The 18,979-nt window shown below is 53.7% G+C and carries 16 protein-coding genes; 7 read left to right on the top strand and 9 right to left on the bottom strand.

Annotation, left to right across the window (positions count from 1 at the left end):
- Positions 1-157 precede the first annotated feature (157 nt).
- From BM231_RS11960 to BM231_RS26950, 3 genes are all read right to left on the bottom strand, one after another.
- Positions 158-1,684: a Fic family protein gene (locus BM231_RS11960; protein ID WP_093519615.1), complete on the bottom strand. Its 1,527-nt coding sequence runs from the start codon at positions 1,682-1,684 to the stop codon at positions 158-160.
- A 112-nt stretch (positions 1,685-1,796) separates the two neighbouring features.
- Positions 1,797-3,161 (bottom strand): homogentisate 1,2-dioxygenase, encoded by a 1,365-nt coding sequence (hmgA, locus tag BM231_RS11965; RefSeq protein ID WP_093519617.1) that lies wholly within the window; start codon positions 3,159-3,161, stop codon positions 1,797-1,799.
- 356 nt (positions 3,162-3,517) lie between these two features.
- On the bottom strand, positions 3,518-3,766 hold the full coding sequence (locus tag BM231_RS26950) for a hypothetical protein (RefSeq protein ID WP_093519619.1): 249 nt from the start codon (positions 3,764-3,766) through the stop codon (positions 3,518-3,520).
- 404 nt (positions 3,767-4,170) lie between these two features.
- Between BM231_RS26950 and BM231_RS11975 the strand changes: the two genes are divergently transcribed.
- Genes BM231_RS11975 through BM231_RS12005 form a run of 7 tightly spaced genes read left to right on the top strand, consistent with a single transcriptional unit; the run spans position 4,171 to position 12,328 of the window.
- Entirely contained in the window at positions 4,171-5,442 is a 1,272-nt protein-coding gene (locus BM231_RS11975) for an ABC transporter substrate-binding protein (RefSeq protein WP_093519621.1), read from the top strand.
- Positions 5,439-6,392, top strand: coding sequence for a carbohydrate ABC transporter permease (locus tag BM231_RS11980; protein WP_093519623.1), 954 nt, complete (start codon positions 5,439-5,441; stop codon positions 6,390-6,392). Before BM231_RS11975 ends, BM231_RS11980 begins: the two co-directional genes overlap by 4 nt.
- Positions 6,389-7,210, top strand: a complete 822-nt coding sequence (locus BM231_RS11985) for a carbohydrate ABC transporter permease (protein WP_057461075.1) — start codon at positions 6,389-6,391, stop codon at positions 7,208-7,210. Before BM231_RS11980 ends, BM231_RS11985 begins: the two co-directional genes overlap by 4 nt.
- A gap of 3 nt (positions 7,211-7,213) precedes the next feature.
- The gene (locus tag BM231_RS11990; protein ID WP_093519625.1) at positions 7,214-9,310 is read left to right on the top strand and encodes an alpha-amylase family protein; all 2,097 of its coding nucleotides are present in this window, start codon (positions 7,214-7,216) and stop codon (positions 9,308-9,310) included.
- A gap of 11 nt (positions 9,311-9,321) precedes the next feature.
- Positions 9,322-10,356, top strand: a complete 1,035-nt coding sequence (locus tag BM231_RS11995) for a LacI family DNA-binding transcriptional regulator (RefSeq protein WP_063293527.1) — start codon at positions 9,322-9,324, stop codon at positions 10,354-10,356.
- Positions 10,343-11,212, top strand: coding sequence for an endonuclease/exonuclease/phosphatase family protein (locus BM231_RS12000; protein ID WP_063298955.1), 870 nt, complete (start codon positions 10,343-10,345; stop codon positions 11,210-11,212). The genes BM231_RS11995 and BM231_RS12000 overlap by 14 nt, the downstream gene beginning before the upstream one ends.
- Positions 11,213-11,224: 12 nt before the next feature.
- Positions 11,225-12,328 carry an ABC transporter ATP-binding protein gene (locus BM231_RS12005; protein ID WP_093519627.1) on the top strand — a complete coding sequence of 368 codons (1,104 nt, stop codon included), beginning with the start codon at positions 11,225-11,227 and terminating at the stop codon, positions 12,326-12,328.
- Between the two features lie 139 nt (positions 12,329-12,467).
- Here BM231_RS12005 and BM231_RS12010 read toward each other — a convergent pair whose 3' ends face one another.
- The 6 genes from BM231_RS12010 to BM231_RS12035 all read right to left on the bottom strand — a co-directional run bounded on the left by BM231_RS12010 (position 12,468) and on the right by BM231_RS12035 (position 18,632).
- Positions 12,468-13,985 (bottom strand): aldehyde dehydrogenase (NADP(+)), encoded by a 1,518-nt coding sequence (locus BM231_RS12010; RefSeq protein WP_093519629.1) that lies wholly within the window; start codon positions 13,983-13,985, stop codon positions 12,468-12,470.
- 136 nt (positions 13,986-14,121) lie between these two features.
- On the bottom strand, positions 14,122-14,622 hold the full coding sequence (locus BM231_RS12015) for an isoprenylcysteine carboxyl methyltransferase family protein (protein ID WP_093519631.1): 501 nt from the start codon (positions 14,620-14,622) through the stop codon (positions 14,122-14,124).
- The gene (locus BM231_RS12020; RefSeq protein WP_093519752.1) at positions 14,615-15,736 is read right to left on the bottom strand and encodes a type III polyketide synthase; all 1,122 of its coding nucleotides are present in this window, start codon (positions 15,734-15,736) and stop codon (positions 14,615-14,617) included. Before BM231_RS12020 ends, BM231_RS12015 begins: the two co-directional genes overlap by 8 nt.
- A 130-nt stretch (positions 15,737-15,866) precedes the next feature.
- On the bottom strand, positions 15,867-16,382 hold the full coding sequence (locus tag BM231_RS12025) for a YgjV family protein (RefSeq protein ID WP_093519633.1): 516 nt from the start codon (positions 16,380-16,382) through the stop codon (positions 15,867-15,869).
- A gap of 104 nt (positions 16,383-16,486) precedes the next feature.
- Positions 16,487-17,017 (bottom strand): GNAT family N-acetyltransferase, encoded by a 531-nt coding sequence (locus tag BM231_RS12030; RefSeq protein ID WP_093519635.1) that lies wholly within the window; start codon positions 17,015-17,017, stop codon positions 16,487-16,489.
- Between the two features lie 112 nt (positions 17,018-17,129).
- Positions 17,130-18,632: an NCS1 family transporter gene (locus BM231_RS12035; protein WP_093519637.1), complete on the bottom strand. Its 1,503-nt coding sequence runs from the start codon at positions 18,630-18,632 to the stop codon at positions 17,130-17,132.
- Positions 18,633-18,979: the final 347 nt, after the last annotated feature.

Consider the following 18,979-nt stretch of genomic DNA (forward strand, 5'->3'; position numbering starts at 1 on the left):
AATAAGTGGTCAGTTTGGTTATGTTGAATTTTATGAAAAAATGAACTGTCAGCTTTTTCTGTGTTGCTCTTTTTATAGATGAATTTAATTTAGCTTTTCTATATTTGGCGAGAATTTTATTTTCATCGTTTAACCGAAGGGAAGCTTTCTTGGGTTTTTATTCAAAAGAAAGTTTATAAATCTCCTCAATCCTCTTTGTTTCTTCATCTGTCAGCGCAGCGAACTCTTTTACTTTAGCTCGGTGGGAGAGTTTTCCGTTATTTTGATTCAGGAATCGGAAGAGTAGGTCAGCAAGGCGGGCGGGCATGTCTATGACTTGGTTTAGCTCTTGCTGAAAGCGGTCGTGGTTTTGTAAGAAGCGGGCTTCTTCCGGTAAGTCGTGTTCAACCGTACGTTTTACACAGGCGTAGAGGAATTCTGCGTGGGCGGTGGCGTCAAAGAATCGGTAGAAGTCAGCTGTTTCGTTTGTCACGGTCAGGTTGCCATGAGCAGTGGGTTGCCAGTCAATCTTGCCAAGGAGGCGGGAGGAGTAGTCTTCCAGCACCTGTTTGTAAGTATCGATTCGCTCCAAAATGACGGAGGAGACCGGGAAGACGACGCCGGGTGGGTTAAAGCCGCGTTGTGCAAGTGCGTGGTGGATGAGGTAGCGATGCAACCTTCCGTTGCCATCTTCAAATGGGTGCACATAAACAAAACCGAAGGCGAGAACAGCAGCAGCCAGAACTGGATCCAGATGCTTGGCGTAGTCTTGTGCAAAATCGATCATACCATTCATCAGACTTCTCAGGTCTTCCGGTTTAGCGCTGATATGGTCCGGTACTGGCATGCGGGTCTCGCGATCATGCATGCCGACAAAGCCACCTTCCTCTCGTAAACCCATATGTACGAAACGGTCATCGCCGATCACAACCCGCTGAAGGCGGAGAAACTCCTCAATACTCAGTGGTGTTTTTCCGGCGTCAGCAATGGCGCGGCCCCAACGTTGGATGCGGTCATGGGCAGGGCGCTCGCCTTCAATGGCAAAGCTGGATTTGCTGTCCTTGAGAAGCAGGAAGGCTGCTGTGCGGGCGAGCAAGTCTTTGGGGACCGATGCCGCAGCATCCATCGCTTTTTCATGCAGTTTGGCCTGCTGAAAAGCCTCCAGGTCTTTATTGCGAAAGATGAGAGGGCAGAATTGAGGTGTGCCCGGCAAGTTGTTGCGTACGCGGTGGCGCGGTGAAGGTGTTGAACTGCCGCCAAATTGCTTTGTTGTATCAAGCGCATCCACATACGCACCAGTTTCAACATCTGGTAAATTCAGTTGCTCACCCAAAAGCCATTCGTAGAGAAACCAGATGCGTCTTGTATAGCGACCGGTTGGGCGTAACTTTACCAACTCTTCGATAGGCTCTGGCCCACACGCAAGAAACAGGCGTTTCAATGCCGCAAGGTCCAACCCTTCGTTTTTTAGGGCAAAGGTGAGGTGACCTAGTAAATTTGGTTCTGGTGCATGACGAGGTGTGAAGATCCGCCAGCCGTCTTGCTCTATGATCTTGTGGCGGTCTCCAATGGCACATAGAATATGCGGGATCGGCACTCTCAGGTCGTATGCATCAATAAGTGCTGAATAGCCTGCTGGAGTTGCGGGCACAGGAAGCCAGCGTTCGTGAAAAACTGTTACAGCCTGTGAAAAAGGCTTATTCATGCGCCGTCTCCATGAAAAACTGTCACGAAATATAGCGCAGTAAGCCCGTTCTGTGAATACCTGTCATTTTCAGCGTGAATCCTGAAAAGCTGACAGGATTCCTGAAAAAGCGTTATTTCAGGCCAGCTGTGCCATCAAACTTACGCTCTAAACCTGACCAGCAATCCACATAATCGTCTTGTAGTGGAGCCTCTTTGCCTGCAAATTCTGTGAGTTGTTGCGGAAAGCGCGTTTCGAACATAAAGCTCATGGTGTCTTGCAGTTTTACTGGGTCCCAGCCGTTGTGGGAGGCTTTCTCAAAAGCTTCCTGATCAGGACCATGGGGCAACATGCAGTTGTGGAGGCTGATGCCGCCGGGAACAAAGCCATGTGGTTTAGCATCGTACTGACCGTAAATATTGCCCATCAATTCTGACATGATGTTTTTATGGTACCACGGTGGGCGGAAGGTATCTTCCTGTGGCAGCCAGCGAGGTGGGAAAATCACGAAGTCGATGTTGGCCGTCCCTTCCTCCGCTGTGGGGGCTGTGAGGACGGTGAAGATTGATGGATCCGGGTGGTCGAAACTGATGGCGCCTACGGGAGCGAAGTGGCGCAAGTCATATTTATAAGGGGCGTAGTTACCGTGCCATGCGACCACGTCCAGCGGTGAATGATCAATGGTCGTTCGGTGGAACTCACCGCACCACTTGATCGTCACATGACATGACCGTTCAATGTCTTCAAACTGTGCAATCGGTGTCTTGAAATCTCTTGGGTTTGCAAGGCAGTTAGCGCCGATTGGTCCACGGTTGGGCAGGGTGAACTTAGCGCCATAATTTTCGCAAATGAAGCCTCTCGCTTTGCCATCAGGCAAGCTCACCTTAAACACCATGCCACGTGGTAAAATACAGATTTCCAGCGGTTCAAGATCAATCACACCAAACTCGGTTGCGATCTTCAATCGCCCGACCTGAGGCACAATCAGCAGCTCTCCGTCGGCGCTGTAGAAGTACTCGTCCTCCATATCTGTATTGGCCAGATACACATGCGCGGCCATGCCCATTTGCAGGCCCACATCTCCGGCTGTTGTCATGGTGTGGATGCCGTCAATGAAGGTGAGGTTTTGGTCCTTAGGGAAAGGTGTTGGATCCCACCGGTACTGACCGAGTGAAACGATATCCGGGATTTTGTTGGGTGCGGTTTTCCAATAGGGATGGTTGGTTTTCTGCAGGCGCCCCAGATGCTTAACTGATGGGCGAATGCGGTAGAGCCAGGATCGTTCGAGCGTTGTGTGAGGTGCTGTGAAGGGAGAGCCAGACAGCTGTTCAGCATACAATCCGTATTCAACGCGCTGGGGGGAGTTGCGCCCTTGAGGTAGCGCGTCTTTTAGGGCCTCGGTTTCAAAATCATTTCCGAACCCAGCCATATATCCTGGCAGAGTTCCATAGCGACTGTCGTGAGTGTTAGCCGGGTTTTGATCCGTCGGATTTTCCATGTTTCACTCCAAGACATCACCAGCGAGGTTTAACGAAGGCTGATGCCGCTATATCTCCAGACCCAGTTGGGTGAAGGCATCAGACCATAGAACCGGATGAGCGCAATCAACGCGATCTGAGGGAGGTAATTCATCTCCTGAAAAATACGTGACGATAATGGCAGGGCTATGAGCCTTTACTGATTTACCTGCTAACAATCCTGACCCTTCAAACTGCGGCACCCATGATCCGTGGATTGGCTAATTCTTCAGTGGAAGTAGGGTGATAGCCAGCAACCGGGCGGCTTGTCTGATGGAGTTGACCGCAAGATGTCATTTACCGCGTAAGGAGCAGGTGCGCCTTTTATCGCCTGCTTCTATGCGGAGTGTGTGTCTCTTGCAGCTGGATTGGCTTCGGCTTTTTGGAGATCAGGGTTTCCCGGTTGTTTCAGATAAAGGAGGCCATGCTTCCGTTTAGGTCCGTTTTCAGGTTGAGTTGGGCGCGTAAAAGCGATGGTGAGTGGGGGCTTGTCATCGCGGTTGTCAGCCTGAAAGCGGACCTTCCACCCCTCATAGCTTTCAGGCGGTGGCGGTACTTCTTGCCAAAGTGAATTGCAGCGACTCATGTGAAAATGACGCTGCTTCAGGTCTGTCTATATTCAATCTTCTTTTCATCATTTCTGAGCTGACCCTCGGTCCAAAAGACTGGCAACTGGGGCAGCCTGTTTTAGGTGCGGATGGTGTTCGCTCGATAAAATGAAAAGTTGAAACCTTTCTAATTAAGATCAAGTTGAGTAGCTAATATTATCAAGAATACGCGTCAGATTCTGTTGCCAGTTAGCCGGAATGTACATTTATCCAAATTTTATGCATGAGAAATTTGGATTGCTGAAAACAGCTATAATGCCTTATAAAATATGCTAATTCGACGTAGCAGACATTGGCGCCTCATCAAAAATACGTAAATTTTTCTAGACATCTCTCATGAAATCTACCTAAGTTGACAACGTTTCATATTTGGGAGCTTGTTATGAAAATATTGAATTCGGCATCCGCCCTGGCGATTGCCGCTATAACATTTGCGGGGGGGACCGCATTTGCAGCTGAAAAAGAGCTGGTGATCTTCAACTGGTTGGGTGGTTCGGAGCGTGATCTGATCATCGCACTGGAAGAGGGTTTCACAGCCAAATATCCAGACTATGAGATCAAGGACATCAACCCGGCTGCGGGTGGGGATGATCCGCGGTCCGGCATTCGTTCAGCGATGTTGTCTGGTGAAGAGTTTGATCTGTTGCTCAACACATGGCCTTCCTTCGAGAAAGAACTGGTTGCTGCAGACCTGATCAGCCCAATTGATGCTGCATGGGAGCAGTACGGTTGGTCATCTGCGTTGAATGACAGTTGGCGCAATCTGGCGAAGCATGATGGCAAAACCTATGGTGCCTACTTCATCGCGGGCAATCGCTCTGGTGTTTGGTACCGTCCAGATACGCTTGCAAAAGCTGGTATCGCGGGTGAACCTACTCAGTGGAAAGATTTCCTCAGTTCCTTCAGTGCCCTGAAAGAAATCGGCATGCTGCCTGTTTCCATTGGTGCGAGAAGCTGGGCGCAGACCGAATGGTTTGAAAACGCGCTTCTGCGCACGGCTGGCACTGCATTTGCGAAAGAGCTGTCTGAGCACAAGGTGCCTTGGACCGATGACCGGGTGAAGGAAACCTTCCGCAATCTTCGTGACATGCTGGAAGCGGACTGCTGTGCAGAACCGGGTGCGATGCTCAGCTCTCACTGGACAGATGCTGCGGATGCCGTGCTGAAAAACAAAAAGGCAGGCTTCATGCTGATTGGCTCTTGGGCAAACCAGCGCGCCAAGAATGAGTATGGGCTGACGCCGATCAAAGACTATTCATACATGCAGTTCCCGGTGATCAAGCCGGAATACGGCAATGCGATGAGTGTCGATGGCAAGAACTTCCTTGTGATGAAGCAAGCGAAGAACCCGGAAGGGGCAGAACTGTTTATCGACTTCGTTCTGAGCAAGGAAGGCTCCGCAATCATCGCGGCGCAGAACCTTGCAACCCCGAGTGCAAATGTGGATCCCTCGTCCTATGATCCGATTGTGCGGAAATACGCTCAGATTTTGCCGCTCGTCGATGTTTTCTTTGTTCTTGATGACCTTTTGCCAGCTGAGTTGAGCGGTGAATTCCGTATTGGCTTGCAAAAGTTCCTTCGCGACCCAAGCGATGCGAGCATTGACAGTGTCACAGCAGCACTCGAAGCAAAAGCGAGTGAGCTTTATCAATGAGCGTACAACATGGGTCTATTTTAACCTCCCAGACCCAGGCGGGGCCCTTTGCGGGCCTCGCCAACCGGCTCTTCGGAGGTAACCTGCGCCGCGCTGACTGGATTGCATTTGCCCTGTTGGCGCCAACATTGATCTTCTTCAGTATCGGCGTGCTCTATCCGCTTTTCGAGACTATCCGTGTGAGTTTTCTTGACTGGACCGGATTGAGCCAGCCGAAACCTGCGGGTTTTTCTAACTATACCAAGCTGTTCAGGGATGCGAACTTTTGGAATGCCTTGCGGGTGACGCTCACCTGGACGCTGGCGTGCACAGGCATCTCCGTTGCTATCGGCTGGAGTGTTGCGTTGATTTCCGGTCTGGCTCCCAAGCAGACTGCGCCGTTCCGTGTGGCAATCTTTGCAGCCTATGGCATTTCAGAGACCGCTAGTGGCTTGATGTGGTTGGGTATTTTGCAGCCGGACTTTGGCCTCCTCAACGGCATTCTACGTCTTGTCGGGCTGGAAGGCTGGGCCTCGCCGTGGCTGGGGGAACCGTCCACCGCGATCTGGGGCGTTGTTGCTGCCTATGTGTGGACGCAAGCTGGTCTGCCATTGCTCACCTGTTACGCGGCTATTCAGGCGATCCCGAAAAGCCAGCTTGAAGCGGCTCATATGGATGGTGCCTCTCACTTCCAGATCCTGCGGTACATCATGGCGCCTCTTAGCCTTCCTGGTGTGCGCATTGCGATTTTCATCAACCTGCTCAACAGCCTCAAGGCGTTTGATATGATCCATATTTTGACTGCTGGAGGTCCGATTAGAGCAACGGAAACAGTGGGTTACTTTATGTATCAGGAGTCCGTCATCTACTTTAAGCAGGGCTATGGCGCTGCAAGTACGGTGGTGCTTCTGCTTGCGGTTATCGTCTGTTCCATCCCACTCATTCTGGACAAGGCATCGGAGAGCAAATGATCACTCAAACTCCAAAATGGCCTGTGTATGTGCTGGGGTCCGTGGCGCTTGTCTGGATCATTCCGCTGGTTGGCATCATCGCCATGTCCATTCGCCCCGAAGGGGAAATCACCAGCGGATGGTGGACGATCGAGCCGTTTACGTTCACGCTAGATGCCTGGCGTGAGGTTTGGGTCAACTACCCGATTGGCCGTGCGTTTCTCAATTCTCTGGCTGTGGCCAGCTTCGCAACCGTCCTTCCAGTTCTGTTTGCACCAGCTGCAGCCTATGCATTTCACTACCTCAAGTTCCCGTTTCGCCGGATCTTGCTGCTCATCCTTGTGAATGCATTTGTTGTTCCAAATCAGGTAGTTATCATCCCGCTTTTCAAGCTATGGCGAGAGACTGGGCTCATTGACACCTACTGGTCTGTGGTCATTCCGTTTGTTGGACTGTCGTTTGCCTGGGCTGTTTTGCTGGTCAAAAACTTCCTCTCCAACTTCCCGCGGTCGCTGATTGATGCGGCGCAGGTGGATGGATGCGGGCACTTACGGACCTACTTTTTTATCGTGCTACCAAACACGATTACGGCGATGGCGGCAGTTGGCATCCTGCAGTTTATGTGGACGTGGAATTCCCTTCTGCTGCCAATGTTGTTCCTGCGGGAAAATGCAACGCTGCCGGTGATGCTCTCCACGATCTCCGGCGCCTATGAGCCCAACTGGGATCAGCGTGCTGTTGCGACCATCATCACCTCCATCCTTCCACTCGTTATCTTCTTGTTCTTCCAGAAGTATTTCTCCGCTGATGGCAAAAATAACAGCGGTTCCAAGGGCTAAATCATGTGCCATAAAAAAGAAGTAAAAGACTTCCGATACCGCCAGATTCATCTGGATTTTCATAGTTCCGAACATATTCCGGGGATTGGGTCCAAGTTTGATCCGGCGCAGTTTGTTGAAACACTGAAGCATGGCGAGGTGGACTCCGTCACGCTGTTCGCACGCTGTCATCACGGCTGGAGTTATTACCCCACCAACGTGGGCAAGCCGCATCCAGAGCTGCAGAACCCGGACCTGCTGGGGGACATGATCACAGCCTGTCATGAGGCCGACATTGCGACCCCGATTTACCTGACAGTTCAATGGGATGAGCTGACAGCGCGGGAGCATCCAGAATGGCGTGTGATGCAGTCGCAAAACACAGCTGCCAATTATCCGGGCACAGAGCCGTCCGCGATGAACCAACTTACGCCCACCTGGCACACCATCTGTCTGAACCATGAAGGCGCAATCCAGCGACAGATCGACATCGCTCTGGAAGTTTGCGCTCGTTATAATCCGCCTGCGTTGTTTATGGACATCCTCGCCTCCTGGGAATGTACCTGCAACGCCTGCCTTTCCTCAATGAAATCAGAAGGTTTGGACCCGCTGAAGACGGACGATCGTAAGAGCAACGATAAACGCGTTCTTTTGCGTTTTTTTGAAAGGTTTTCGCAAGCCGTCAACGGCGAGTTCCCAGATACACGAATTTTCTTCAACTCTGGCCACATCTACAAAGGACAGGATGAGCGCTACCAATATTACGGTCATCTGGAGCTGGAGAGCCTGCCGACCGGTGGCTGGGGTTATGACCATTTTCCCGTCTCAGCACGGTACGCTGATACATTGAACCTGCCGTTCCTTGGTATGACGGGACGGTTTCATACGCACTGGGGTGAGTTCGGCGGCTTCAAGCGCGCTGATGCATTGTCCTATGAGTGCTGCCTGATGGTGTCTCTGGGGGCGCGCTGTTCTATCGGCGACCAGTTACACCCGAACGGGCATATGGACTTTGCCACGTACGATCTGATCCGCCCGGCTTATTCCCGCGTCAAAGCACTGGAACCATATGCCAGCAACGCGACCTATCAGCGCGAAGTGGCGATCCTTTCTGTCGAGGCGCAGGTTTCCCAGCTCGGCAGCCACCTTGGGCACCGCAGCGAGCCGAGCGATTCCGCCTCTGCCCGTATGCTGTTGGAAATGCAGATCCCGTTTGATCTCATCTCCTCGTCCAGCAGCTTTGATGACTACAAACTGATTATTTTGCCGGACAGCATTCGCCTGAGTGATGATCTTGCGGCTCGCCTGAAAGCGTTTACGGACGCGGGTGGTGCCATTCTGGCGACTGGCGAGTCCGGCCTTGATGTTGAGGGCAAGCGATACCTCCTCGACATCGGAGCAGAACTGTCTGACACACCAATGGAGTACGACCCGAGCTATCTGTCCTGTCGGGGAAAGCTGGACGAGGATCTGGTCGATGCTTCTGTTGTTATGTACGAGAAGGGGGCACTCTTACGCGCAACAGATGGTGATGTGCTGGCTGATGTTCGTCCATCCTATTTCAACCGCACATGGGACAAGTTCTGCTCGCATCTTCACACGCCGGAAGACCCGGATGCAGCGCCGCTTGGTCCGGCAATACTGCAGAAGGGCAATGTGGCGTATGTGGCTTATCCGTTGTTCCGCCTTTACGGCACAACGGGCCAGACGCTTTACAAGTATCTGGTGCGCGGCCTCATCAACCGCCTGATGCCAAGCCAGCTGATCGGCACAGAGCTGCCATCGGCAACGCGTATGTCATTGATGAAGCAGGCCGATGAGCAACGGCAGGTGCTGCATGTACTTTATGCACCAACCCAGCTGCGCGGCAGCGGTGTGCCGTACAATGATGGTCAGACCCGCGCGGTTGAGATCATCGAGGATGCACCAGAGCTTAGAGAAGCAAAGGCCTGGGTGCGTATGGACGAAGAGCCAACGGACGTGACCTGCGCTTATTCGGGTAAAACACTGCCATGGCAGTATGACAGCCTCGACAAAAAGCTGCACATCGTCTTTCCTAGCCTCCATATCCATGGGGCCGCCGTCATCTCACAGGCAGATGACGCAGTGGCTGCGGAATAAAGGGCAGTGCAGTGAAAAAACCAACCATCCTCGATGTAGCAGATTCCGCAGGCGTCGCTGTCGGCACAGTCTCGCGTTATCTGAACGATCAACGCATCAGGAAGGACAACCGGACCCGGATCGAGCAAGCGATTGCTGATCTGGGATACCGGGCCAATACACTTGCCCGCGCCATGAAAACAGAGCGCACGAACACAGTTGGGTATCTGGTTCCCAAGTTTGACGAGTTCAACTCGGGGATTTTGACTCAGCTGGTGCGTTCTCTGCGTGCCCGTGGGTATTCCATTGTAACCTTTCACCATTCCGATGAAGCGGATGCCATCAACGAGGCGCTGGAATCAGCCTCCTCGCGGCGCATCGATGCCATCATCTTGTCTGGCACTCACGAAGTGACGGAGAAGGTGCAGGAGCTGTTGAGCGGAGAACAACCGGTCATCATCTTCAACAACGATGTGCCGGGCGTGGAAACGGATAAGGTGCTGGTGAATGATGAGGCAGCTGCGCAAGACGCTGTGAGTCGCATGATTGACTTTGGCCACACCCGCATTGGTGTGGTGACAGGGGACCTGAATGGAAGCACAGGGCAAAACCGGTTGCAGGGCTACAGAAAAGCCCATGAGCAAGCTGGCCTGAGTGTTGATGAGGAGTTGGTTTACGTTGGCAATTGGGGCCAGCTGGATGGATACACCGCCATGGATAGGTTCCTTGGCATGGAAAATCCGCCAAGCGCTGTGTTCTTTTCCAATTACCTGATGACCATTGGTGGTCTGGACTGTTTGTCCAGCAACGGCAAACAAGTTGGCAAAGACATTGATCTTGTCACCTTTGATGACCCGGACATGTTTCGTCTGATCCCACCGGGCATCACCGCCATTGAACAGCCGATTGAGCAGATTGCCCGTCATCTGACGGAGATCGTGCTGAGCCGGCTGGATGGAACGGCGCCTGACCACCCCCGCAATATTCGCGTCAATTGTGCGCTCAAGCTGCGTGGCTCCTTAGGAGTTGCTCGGAAAGCCTCCGGAAAAACCCATGAAGATAGTTAGCTACAACATTCAATACGGAACCGGCATCGACGGCAAAGTCGATCTGGAAAGAATTGCAGGAGAACTTGAAGGGGCCGACATCATCGGCTTGCAGGAAGTTGACCGCTTCTGGAAACGAAATGGCAATGTAGATCAAGCCGCAGAACTGGCCGATCTGCTTGGTGGATATCGCTGGGTCTATGGCCCGGGTCTTGATATGGACGCCTCGTTTCACGATGAAAACGGCAAGCTGGTCAACCGCCGCCGTCAGCACGGGGAAATGATCCTTTCCAAATACCCGATCATTTCCACCCGCACTTATCCGTTGCCCAAGATGGGTTCCATCACCCGTCATGCCATTCAGGCTGCTTTGCTGGAAGCTGTCATTGACGCGCCGGGAGGCCCGCTTCGTGTCTACAACACCCACCTGTTTTACTGGTCGCCAGACTTTGCGCTGGTGCAGGCACGGTTTGTGAGAGATCGCATCAAGACAGCCCCATCCGAGGGTGGTGCATGGTGCGGAGGACCGGGTATTGATGCCCACTGGCTCAACGATGAACCGCAGCCAACCATGCCAACAGACTGCATTTTGTTGGGGGACATGAACAATGGACCGGGCACGCCAGTCTATGAGGTGTTCACTGGCCCGCCATCAGAAGAAGGTGGCCGCGTGCAGACGTTGGATGGATTTGTGGACCCGTGGGTGTGGCTGGGCAATGAGGAGACAAGCGGGAAGACCGCTCACTTTGATACCCGCCGCATCGACCACCTGTTTGTGAGCGCCTCACTGCGGCACCGCATTGCAGGCATGCGGGTTGATGAAGACGCGAAGGGCTCTGACCATTTGCCGGTCTGGCTGGAACTGAAGGACGCCTGAGGGGGGGAAAGCATGGCACAAGTTACTCTGAAAAATCTCGAAAAGTCTTATGGTCCAACCAAGGTCATTCATGGCATTGACCTGGAGATCAAAGACAAGGAATTTGTTGTTTTCGTCGGCCCATCCGGCTGCGGAAAATCCACCACATTGCGTATGATTGCTGGCCTTGAAACGATTTCTGGTGGGGAGCTGCTCATCGGTGATCGTGTGGTCAATGATATGCCACCACGCCAGCGCAACATCTCTATGGTGTTTCAGGACTACGCGCTCTACCCGCATATGACAGTGGCGAAGAACCTCGGGTTCTCGCTCAAAATTGCAGGTGTTTCTCAAAGTGAGATTGAGACGCGTGTGGCGGATGCCGCGGCTATTCTGGGGTTGGAGCCCTATCTGAAGCGCAAGCCGGGGCAGCTTTCCGGCGGTCAGCGCCAGCGTGTTGCCATGGGCCGTGCTATAGTGCGCCACCCGGATGTGTACCTGTTTGACGAGCCGCTCTCTAACCTGGACGCCAAGCTACGCACCCAGATGCGCATTGAGATCAAAAAGCTGCATCAGCGCGTGGGCAACACCATCATTTATGTGACCCACGATCAGGTGGAAGCCATGACATTGGCAGACCGGATCGTGATCATGCGTGATGGCATCATTGAGCAGGTGGGCAGCCCGCGTGAGGTTTTTGAAAAGCCCAACAATACGTTCGTGGCAACCTTCATTGGGTCTCCACCCATGAACCTGATTGATGCGCATGTCGCCAGCAGCAATGGCGACCCTGTGTTGAAATTGGGGGACGGCAGTGAGCTGCGCGCACCGGGCCGACTGCGTAACACACTGGAAGCGGGCAAAGCGGTGAAGCTAGGCGTGCGGCCAGAAGACATTTCGCCAGAAGGCAATGCGTTGCCAACAGCGGGCGAAATCGCGCAATTGCAGCTGCCTGTATTGCTCTCTGAAGATCTGGGTTCAGAGGCAACTTTGTTTACGGAGCTGGCAGGCTCTCCGGTTCAGTCCATCATGTATAATCCGCGCACAGTGCATGCTGGGGAAACGCTGAGCTTCAACATGGCGCTTGATAAATGCCATGTGTTTGATGGCGAAAGCCTGCGCAATCTGGCAGCTTAAGCACTTTTGGGGTGTTTTGCCGAAGACCTGATACCTCTTTGGCAGAACGCAATTTAAGCGGTTAGATTGACGTAAACAAAGAAAAGCCCTGAGCGGATGTGCTCAGGGCTTTTGCTTCTTTAGCCTGTGGGAGGCTGGCTTACGCCATTTCTTCCATTTCAAACCCCGGAACCAGTTCCAGCGGCATATCCTGATAGCAGACCGGGCGCAGGAAGCGGCGGATGGCCATGGTGCCAACTGAGGTTGCGCCGAAGTTGGTGGAGGCCGGGTAAGGGCCACCGTGAACCATGGCATCACACACCTCCACACCGGTCGGGAAGCCGTTTGCCAGCACACGGCCTGCCTTGCGCTCCAGCAATGGCATCAGCTTGCGGGCCTCTGCATGGTCTGCAGCATCAATGTGGATTGTGCAGGTCAGCTGGCCTTCAATGGTGCGCGCCACATCCTGCATCTGCTCGATGTTCTTCAGCTTGACGATGATGCCAAGTGGGCCGAACACCTCTTCCTGCAGCTCTTTGTTCGCAAGCCAGTTTTCAGCGTCCGTCACGAACATATATGGCTTGGCACCACGGGTTGCGCAGGCCGTGCCAACCAACTCCTCAACACCTGCTTCACCAGCGATTTTCTCAGCGCCAGAGCGGTAAGCCGCTGCAATGCCGTCAGTCAACATTGGCTGCTCACCAGCAGCGCCCAGTGCTTCTTGAGCCTTGGCGATAAAGGCATCCGCCTCAGCGCCTTCCACCAGCAGAACCACGCCCGGATTGGTGCAGAACTGGCCTGCACCCATGCACAGGGAACCTGCCCAACCCGCCGCAATGGCCTCACCACGATTGGTGAGTGCGTTCGGGAAGATGAAGTTTGGATTGATGGAGCCCAGCTCGCCGAAGAACGGGATCGGCTCAGGGCGGGAGGCGCACAGATCAAACAGTGCACGGCCACCACCAAGGGAACCGGTGAAGCCAACGGCTTTGATGAGTGGATGCTGAACCAGCGCGGTGCCAACCTCACGACAGCCGCCTTGTACCAGTGAGAACACGCCCGGATGCATGCCGCAGGATTTGATCGCCGCATCAATGGCTTGTGCCACGATTTCAGCAGTGCCTGGATGAGCCTCATGGCCCTTCACAACCACCGGACAGCCAGCCGCAAGCGCGGAGGCGGTGTCGCCGCCTGCGGTGGAGAAGGCGAGCGGGAAGTTGGAGGCACCGAACACGGCAATTGGACCAACCGGACGCTGGCTCAAACGCAGGTCAGACCGCGGCAGAGGAGTACGGTCTGGCAGTGCCTCATCGTGGGTGAGATCCAGATACTCGCCTTTCTCAATATGGTCGGCAAACAGACGTAGCTGGCCAACGGTGCGGCCACGTTCGCCGTTGAGGCGCATTTCTGGCAGTCCGGTTTCTGCGCAGCCGACTTCGGTAATTTCTGCGCCGCGCGCGTCAATCTCGTCCGCGATCGCCCGCAGGAACCTGGCGCGTTCTGCGCGGGTGGTCCAGCCGAAGGTCATGAAGGCGTCTTCAGCAGCCTGAACAGCGCGGTCGATCAGATCGGAAGTTCCGCATGAAAAGCTCTTGGCAGGGCCTGAGAACGGGGATGACTCGAATTTCTGGGCGTTATCGACCCATTCTCCGGCGATGAGATGGCAACCTGTTAGCATCGTTTCCTCGGCACATGAAGTTATCTGGCAGGCGCTGCAGTCTTGTTGTGCAGCCCTCAGCTTAAATTTGACAGTGATATATCACTATCTTCTATCCGGTTCAAGCCGATAACTTCATATTGTGCAAAGGTCTGTTCTACCGCAACTCCGTAAGGGCCTCATCTTCCACACGAATTCGCAGGGCAAGGAGCGCACCGTTGAAGCCGGAGAACAGGAAGGCGATCGGGAACAAGCCGAGGACCATAGGGGCGGTAAAGATCTCCAGTGCCACCAGCAAGTAATTGGGATGGCGCACAAACGCAAACGGTCCCTTGGTCACCAATGGGGTTTTGGCCACAATAATGCGAGTGGTCCAGCGGCGGCCCATGCTCAGCAGGATCCAGAGGCGGAACACCTGTAGGACCGCAAAGACCAGCAACCACGGCATGGAGACCGGTTTGTCGTAGCCCAGCACAACGAGTGCGATGATCCACGCCACATGCACGCTGACGATCAGTGGATAATGTGAGGCGCCAACCTCATAGGCCCCATCAGCCAGCAAACGCTTTGTGTTGCTGCGGGCAATGACAAGCTCGGACAGACGCTGAATAACGATGAACGCCAGAAAGACGACGGCAGGAAGGGAAGCGTCAGGCATTGATTACCCCCTCTGGTCTCTGAATGCCGGTGGTCTCCCAGCGCTCTCTTGCTTCATTGGCAACAACGGTCACGGGTTGGAAAGAGGCGGTGAAACCGGGGCCGAGTGCGCACAGGACCATGTTGCCTTGCGGGGAGCGCTCGAGAACCTGCTCCAGCACAAACAAGGCGGTTGGGGCGGACATGTTACCGTACTCCTGCAGAATTTCACGTTCCACATCCAGCGTATTGGCTGGCAGGTCCAACGCGCCCTCCAGCGCCTGAACCACTTTCGCGCCGCCCGGATGGCAGACAAAACGATCAACGCAATCCATGTCCATGGTGAGTGCAGTCAGGCCGCGTTCGGTGACATCACGGAAATGTTCGGTTGCGAAATCCGGAATCGAACGGTCAAACACCACGCCCAGGCCATGCTCTTCAACGTTCCAACCCATGATGTTGAGTGTGTCCGGCCACATCTCCTGATGGCCCGTACCCAGCTCGAACAGGGGCTTTGATCCCTCAGGCCTGCTGGTGGAAAGACAAGCTGCTGCTGCGCCGTCGCCAAACAGAACAGTGGCGATGATATCGGCTTTGGTGAGGCGGTCACTGCGAAAGGAAAGGGTGCAGCCTTCCAGCGCGACCACGAGCACGTTGCTGCCCGGTTTGGCCTGCGCCAGTTGTTGCGCGATGGAAAGACCAGAGACACCACCTGCACACCCAAGGCCGAACACCGGTACGCGCAGAATGTCTGTGCGAAAGCCCATCTGCTTCCAAGCTTGCGCTTCCAGCGTTGGTGTCGCAATGCCGGTGGAGGATACCGTCACCACACAGTCGATCTCATCTGCGCGCAAACCTGCTTTAATCAGTGCTTTGCGAGCGGCGGTAACAAACAGATCCGTTGCGCCGCGCAGATACGTCTCATTTCGGGTTTTCCAATCTTGTGGTTCCAAAAACCACTCCAACGGGGCGAAAGAGTAACGTCTCTTCACGCCAGCGGACAGGAAAGTGCCAGCCATGCGCTCAAACTGCGCGAACTTTGGCCCAAGAATCCGCCGGGCGTAATCCAGTACCAGTGTTTGGGGTAATTCGTAGGGCGGCACCGCTGTCGCAAGGCCGGTCAGGTAAACGGGCATCGGCTCTCCAACCCTGCTTTCTTTGTTGCCAGATAATGCATCATCAACTTTATAGGCCTTGACCAAGCCGCTGAAAATCCGGCGTTTTTTGGGGTTGTTTTGGTGGGGTGAGATTGAGTGCTACGGAAAGTCAAGGTGAGACGGGCTGGGCCTCCCGTTCATTTGCGGTTTTCATGCGGTAGATGGTGAAAACAAGTAGAGTGGCGTTGGTGATATCGTTCAGCGATCCACCCCAGGATCCGACAATGAGGGCGTTCACCATCCATGTGAGAGCACAGGCAAGCATGGCGATGCGCATCTGGATGCCACTCAGGCAAAACAGAGCAAAGCCGCTCATGAGCGAGGCAGACCAGGGCAGGAGGTCGATGAGCCCTTCATACACCATTACACTCATACCAGTTTGGATGACGGCAAAGAGAGCGAACCATGTATAGCCCTTAAAGCGCAGGGATACGAAGGACCGCACCCCATTGATGCCAAGGTTGGTGCCCGCCACATACGCGCCCATGAGCACATAATGGATGCAAAACAGGGAGCAGCTGACAAAAAGCAGGCTGCGAAACAGCTGATCGCGCTTGGTGGAAAAGCCAACCATGTTGACGGCATAGGCCGCCAGCCCAAAACCCTGTATGACGAGTGGATCCATCTTCCATTTTCTTTCTTATTGGAAGAGGAGTGTAAGCGTGATTGGCGCTTAGATCGTCTGTAATTGCGCGGGTCAGAGATACTACGGGCTGGATAAGTCCAGTCTCAGAGTGTCAGAGCAAAGCGGTGCAACGTCAATGGGTTGTCGTTAAGTTGCACGGTCTTCGTGCCTGTTTTATCCCAGCGGAAGCCACAGGCCAATAGCACGTTGGATGAGGCAGGGTTGTTGTCTGCTGCGAAGGCCTCCAGATGCTTCATTGCGCCATCAGCCCGCATTTGCTCCGCAACGGCAAGAACGGCTGCTTTGGCGTAGCCTTTGCCCAGATGATTTTCGCCAACTCTGTAGCCCAGCTCAACAGTGTCCAGAGGCTCTTTGTCCAACTTACGCAGGTTGATGCGGCCCACCAGCTCGCCTGTACCAGAGCGGACCAGATAAAACCGGTCAGGATCAGCCATCAGGTCTTTGATGACTTGTCGCAGTGACATTTCCTCAAAATGTTCAGGCCCGCGGGCGGGCACCCACTTTTCAAAGAAAGTGCTGTTGCTGCTCTCAAACTCAAGGACTTCGAGTGCGTCAGCCTCGCAGATTTCGTGAAGGGAAACGGGCGGTATGGCAAGTTGTGTGGGCGTATTCATAAAACATGCACTTTTGAAAATGACCCCTGAACATTAACGGGTAATCCCAAAAGAGAAAACCCCTCACGCGGGCAGGCGCAAGGGGCTCTCATTTCTAACACTTCAGCAAGACCTAGAGATCTTCGCGGGAGAGAGCGTGGGTGGGAATGCTGGCGCAATCCATTTTCACCATGCCCTGACCATCCAGATACACCCAGTTGCGATTGACACTGGTTGCCAGATACTTCTCGTCATCAGAATGCACCAGTTCATCCTGTTCGAACTTCGGCAGGATCCACGCTTTCATCAGCACCCAGTAGAGTGCAAAGGCGGAGAAGAAGCCGACGAAGTAAGACAGGTCGATCATGTAGATCGCCAATGCGCCGCCCACAGCCCATGCAATCAGACCTGCTGGGTTGCAGCCTGCGATGTACTTGAACTGGCCATCTTCCTGATAAAGCTCTGGCACATTGAGGCGGCGTTTGCGGATCACGAAGTAATCGCAGATCATGATGCCGCCCAATGCTGCCAGCATGGCACCGTAAAGGCCGAGATATGTGAAGAGGTGATCGAGGATCAGCCAAGGCATTGCCAGCGTACCGACAATCGCGGCCAGAACCAGACCCATGGCATAGGTGATCCATGGAGCGCCTGCATTCACAAAGGTGAGGGCTGCCGGGATCAGGTTTGCACTTGTGTTGGTGGACCACTGCGCGAGCACCACCATAACCAGCAGAACAACCAGCGTGATGCCGGTGCCCTGGCCCTGAATAACTGTGATCGGGTTCCAGTCACCAGCCGCGATAAAGGAGACAGCGCCGATCAGCGCGATCCAGCTCTGCACCACCGGCAGGGCGATGAACTGCGCCAGAAACACATTCTTGTTGCGTTTGAAAAAGCTTTTGGTGCCCGCTTCAACATGCAGGAAACGTGTGATGTTTGGAATGTCCACCGCCAGCGAGGACCAGAAAGCCATGTTGGCTACGAACAGAGCAACGATGGAGATTTCCGCATCGCCTGCAAAGGACCAGATGTCTTTTCCGCTTGCTGTGGCAAGATTATCGAGCGTGAAGTACATCCAAACAGAGATTGCCATGATGGCTGGAGCGGCGATTTTCGCAAGACGCTCAACAGCGCGAATGCCCATGGCCGTGTTGACCACCTGCAGCACGGCAAAGCCGATGTACCAGACCACCCAGTTATCGAAGCCTGTGAGGTAGGAGAAAATGCCGTTGAGTGCCAGAGCGCCAAGGTAAGTCTGAATACCAAACCAGATGGCTGCCACAACACCGCGGGTGATGGAGGGAATGTGCGTGCCCACGGTGCCAAACGGTGCGCGGAGATAAACGGCAAAGGAGATGCCATGCTCGGTGCCGATGTCTGCGGTCATCGCCATGACGATGCCAAGCAGCAGGTTGGCGAAGAAGATTGTTGCAATAACGATTGGGAGAGGGAGACCCGCCACACCGCCAGCACCCAGCTGGAAGGTTGCGATGATCACCGCCATCGAGATCCAAAGCCCAATGTAACCACGGTTGGAGATGGCACGTTGATTAAGCCAGACGGGAAGGATGGCTGGCTCCATGAGGCGGGATTGGCCGCGTGAAGTCTCATCCATAACTTGGGTTTGTGCCATGTTCTAGATCCTGATGCATATTAACTTTTTTGAGACAGTAAATCTTAGCAGGGCGCAAGTAGGCGCGTGCAAAAACAGCGCTCACAGCAAGAAGTAGAAATAACATTACCGGTTGCCGGTAGTTTCACTACATGCACTGCGAGGCTGAATACAGCCTGATGAGATTGTTCTGCTAAAGTCGGCTAACTAACCTGAAAATATGTATTGCGCAAGTAGGTCAGAGAAAATTTTACTAGATTTTCGCAAAAGTATTAGAGTGAAAATATTTATCAGTCACGAATAAAACTTCAAAACGAAGTTTTTTGATCAATTGGTAAAAGTATTAATTGGTGTAATTCTTGTGAGAC

It is taken from the genome of Pseudovibrio ascidiaceicola, assembly GCF_900114245.1.
Classification (GTDB): domain Bacteria; phylum Pseudomonadota; class Alphaproteobacteria; order Rhizobiales; family Stappiaceae; genus Pseudovibrio; species Pseudovibrio ascidiaceicola.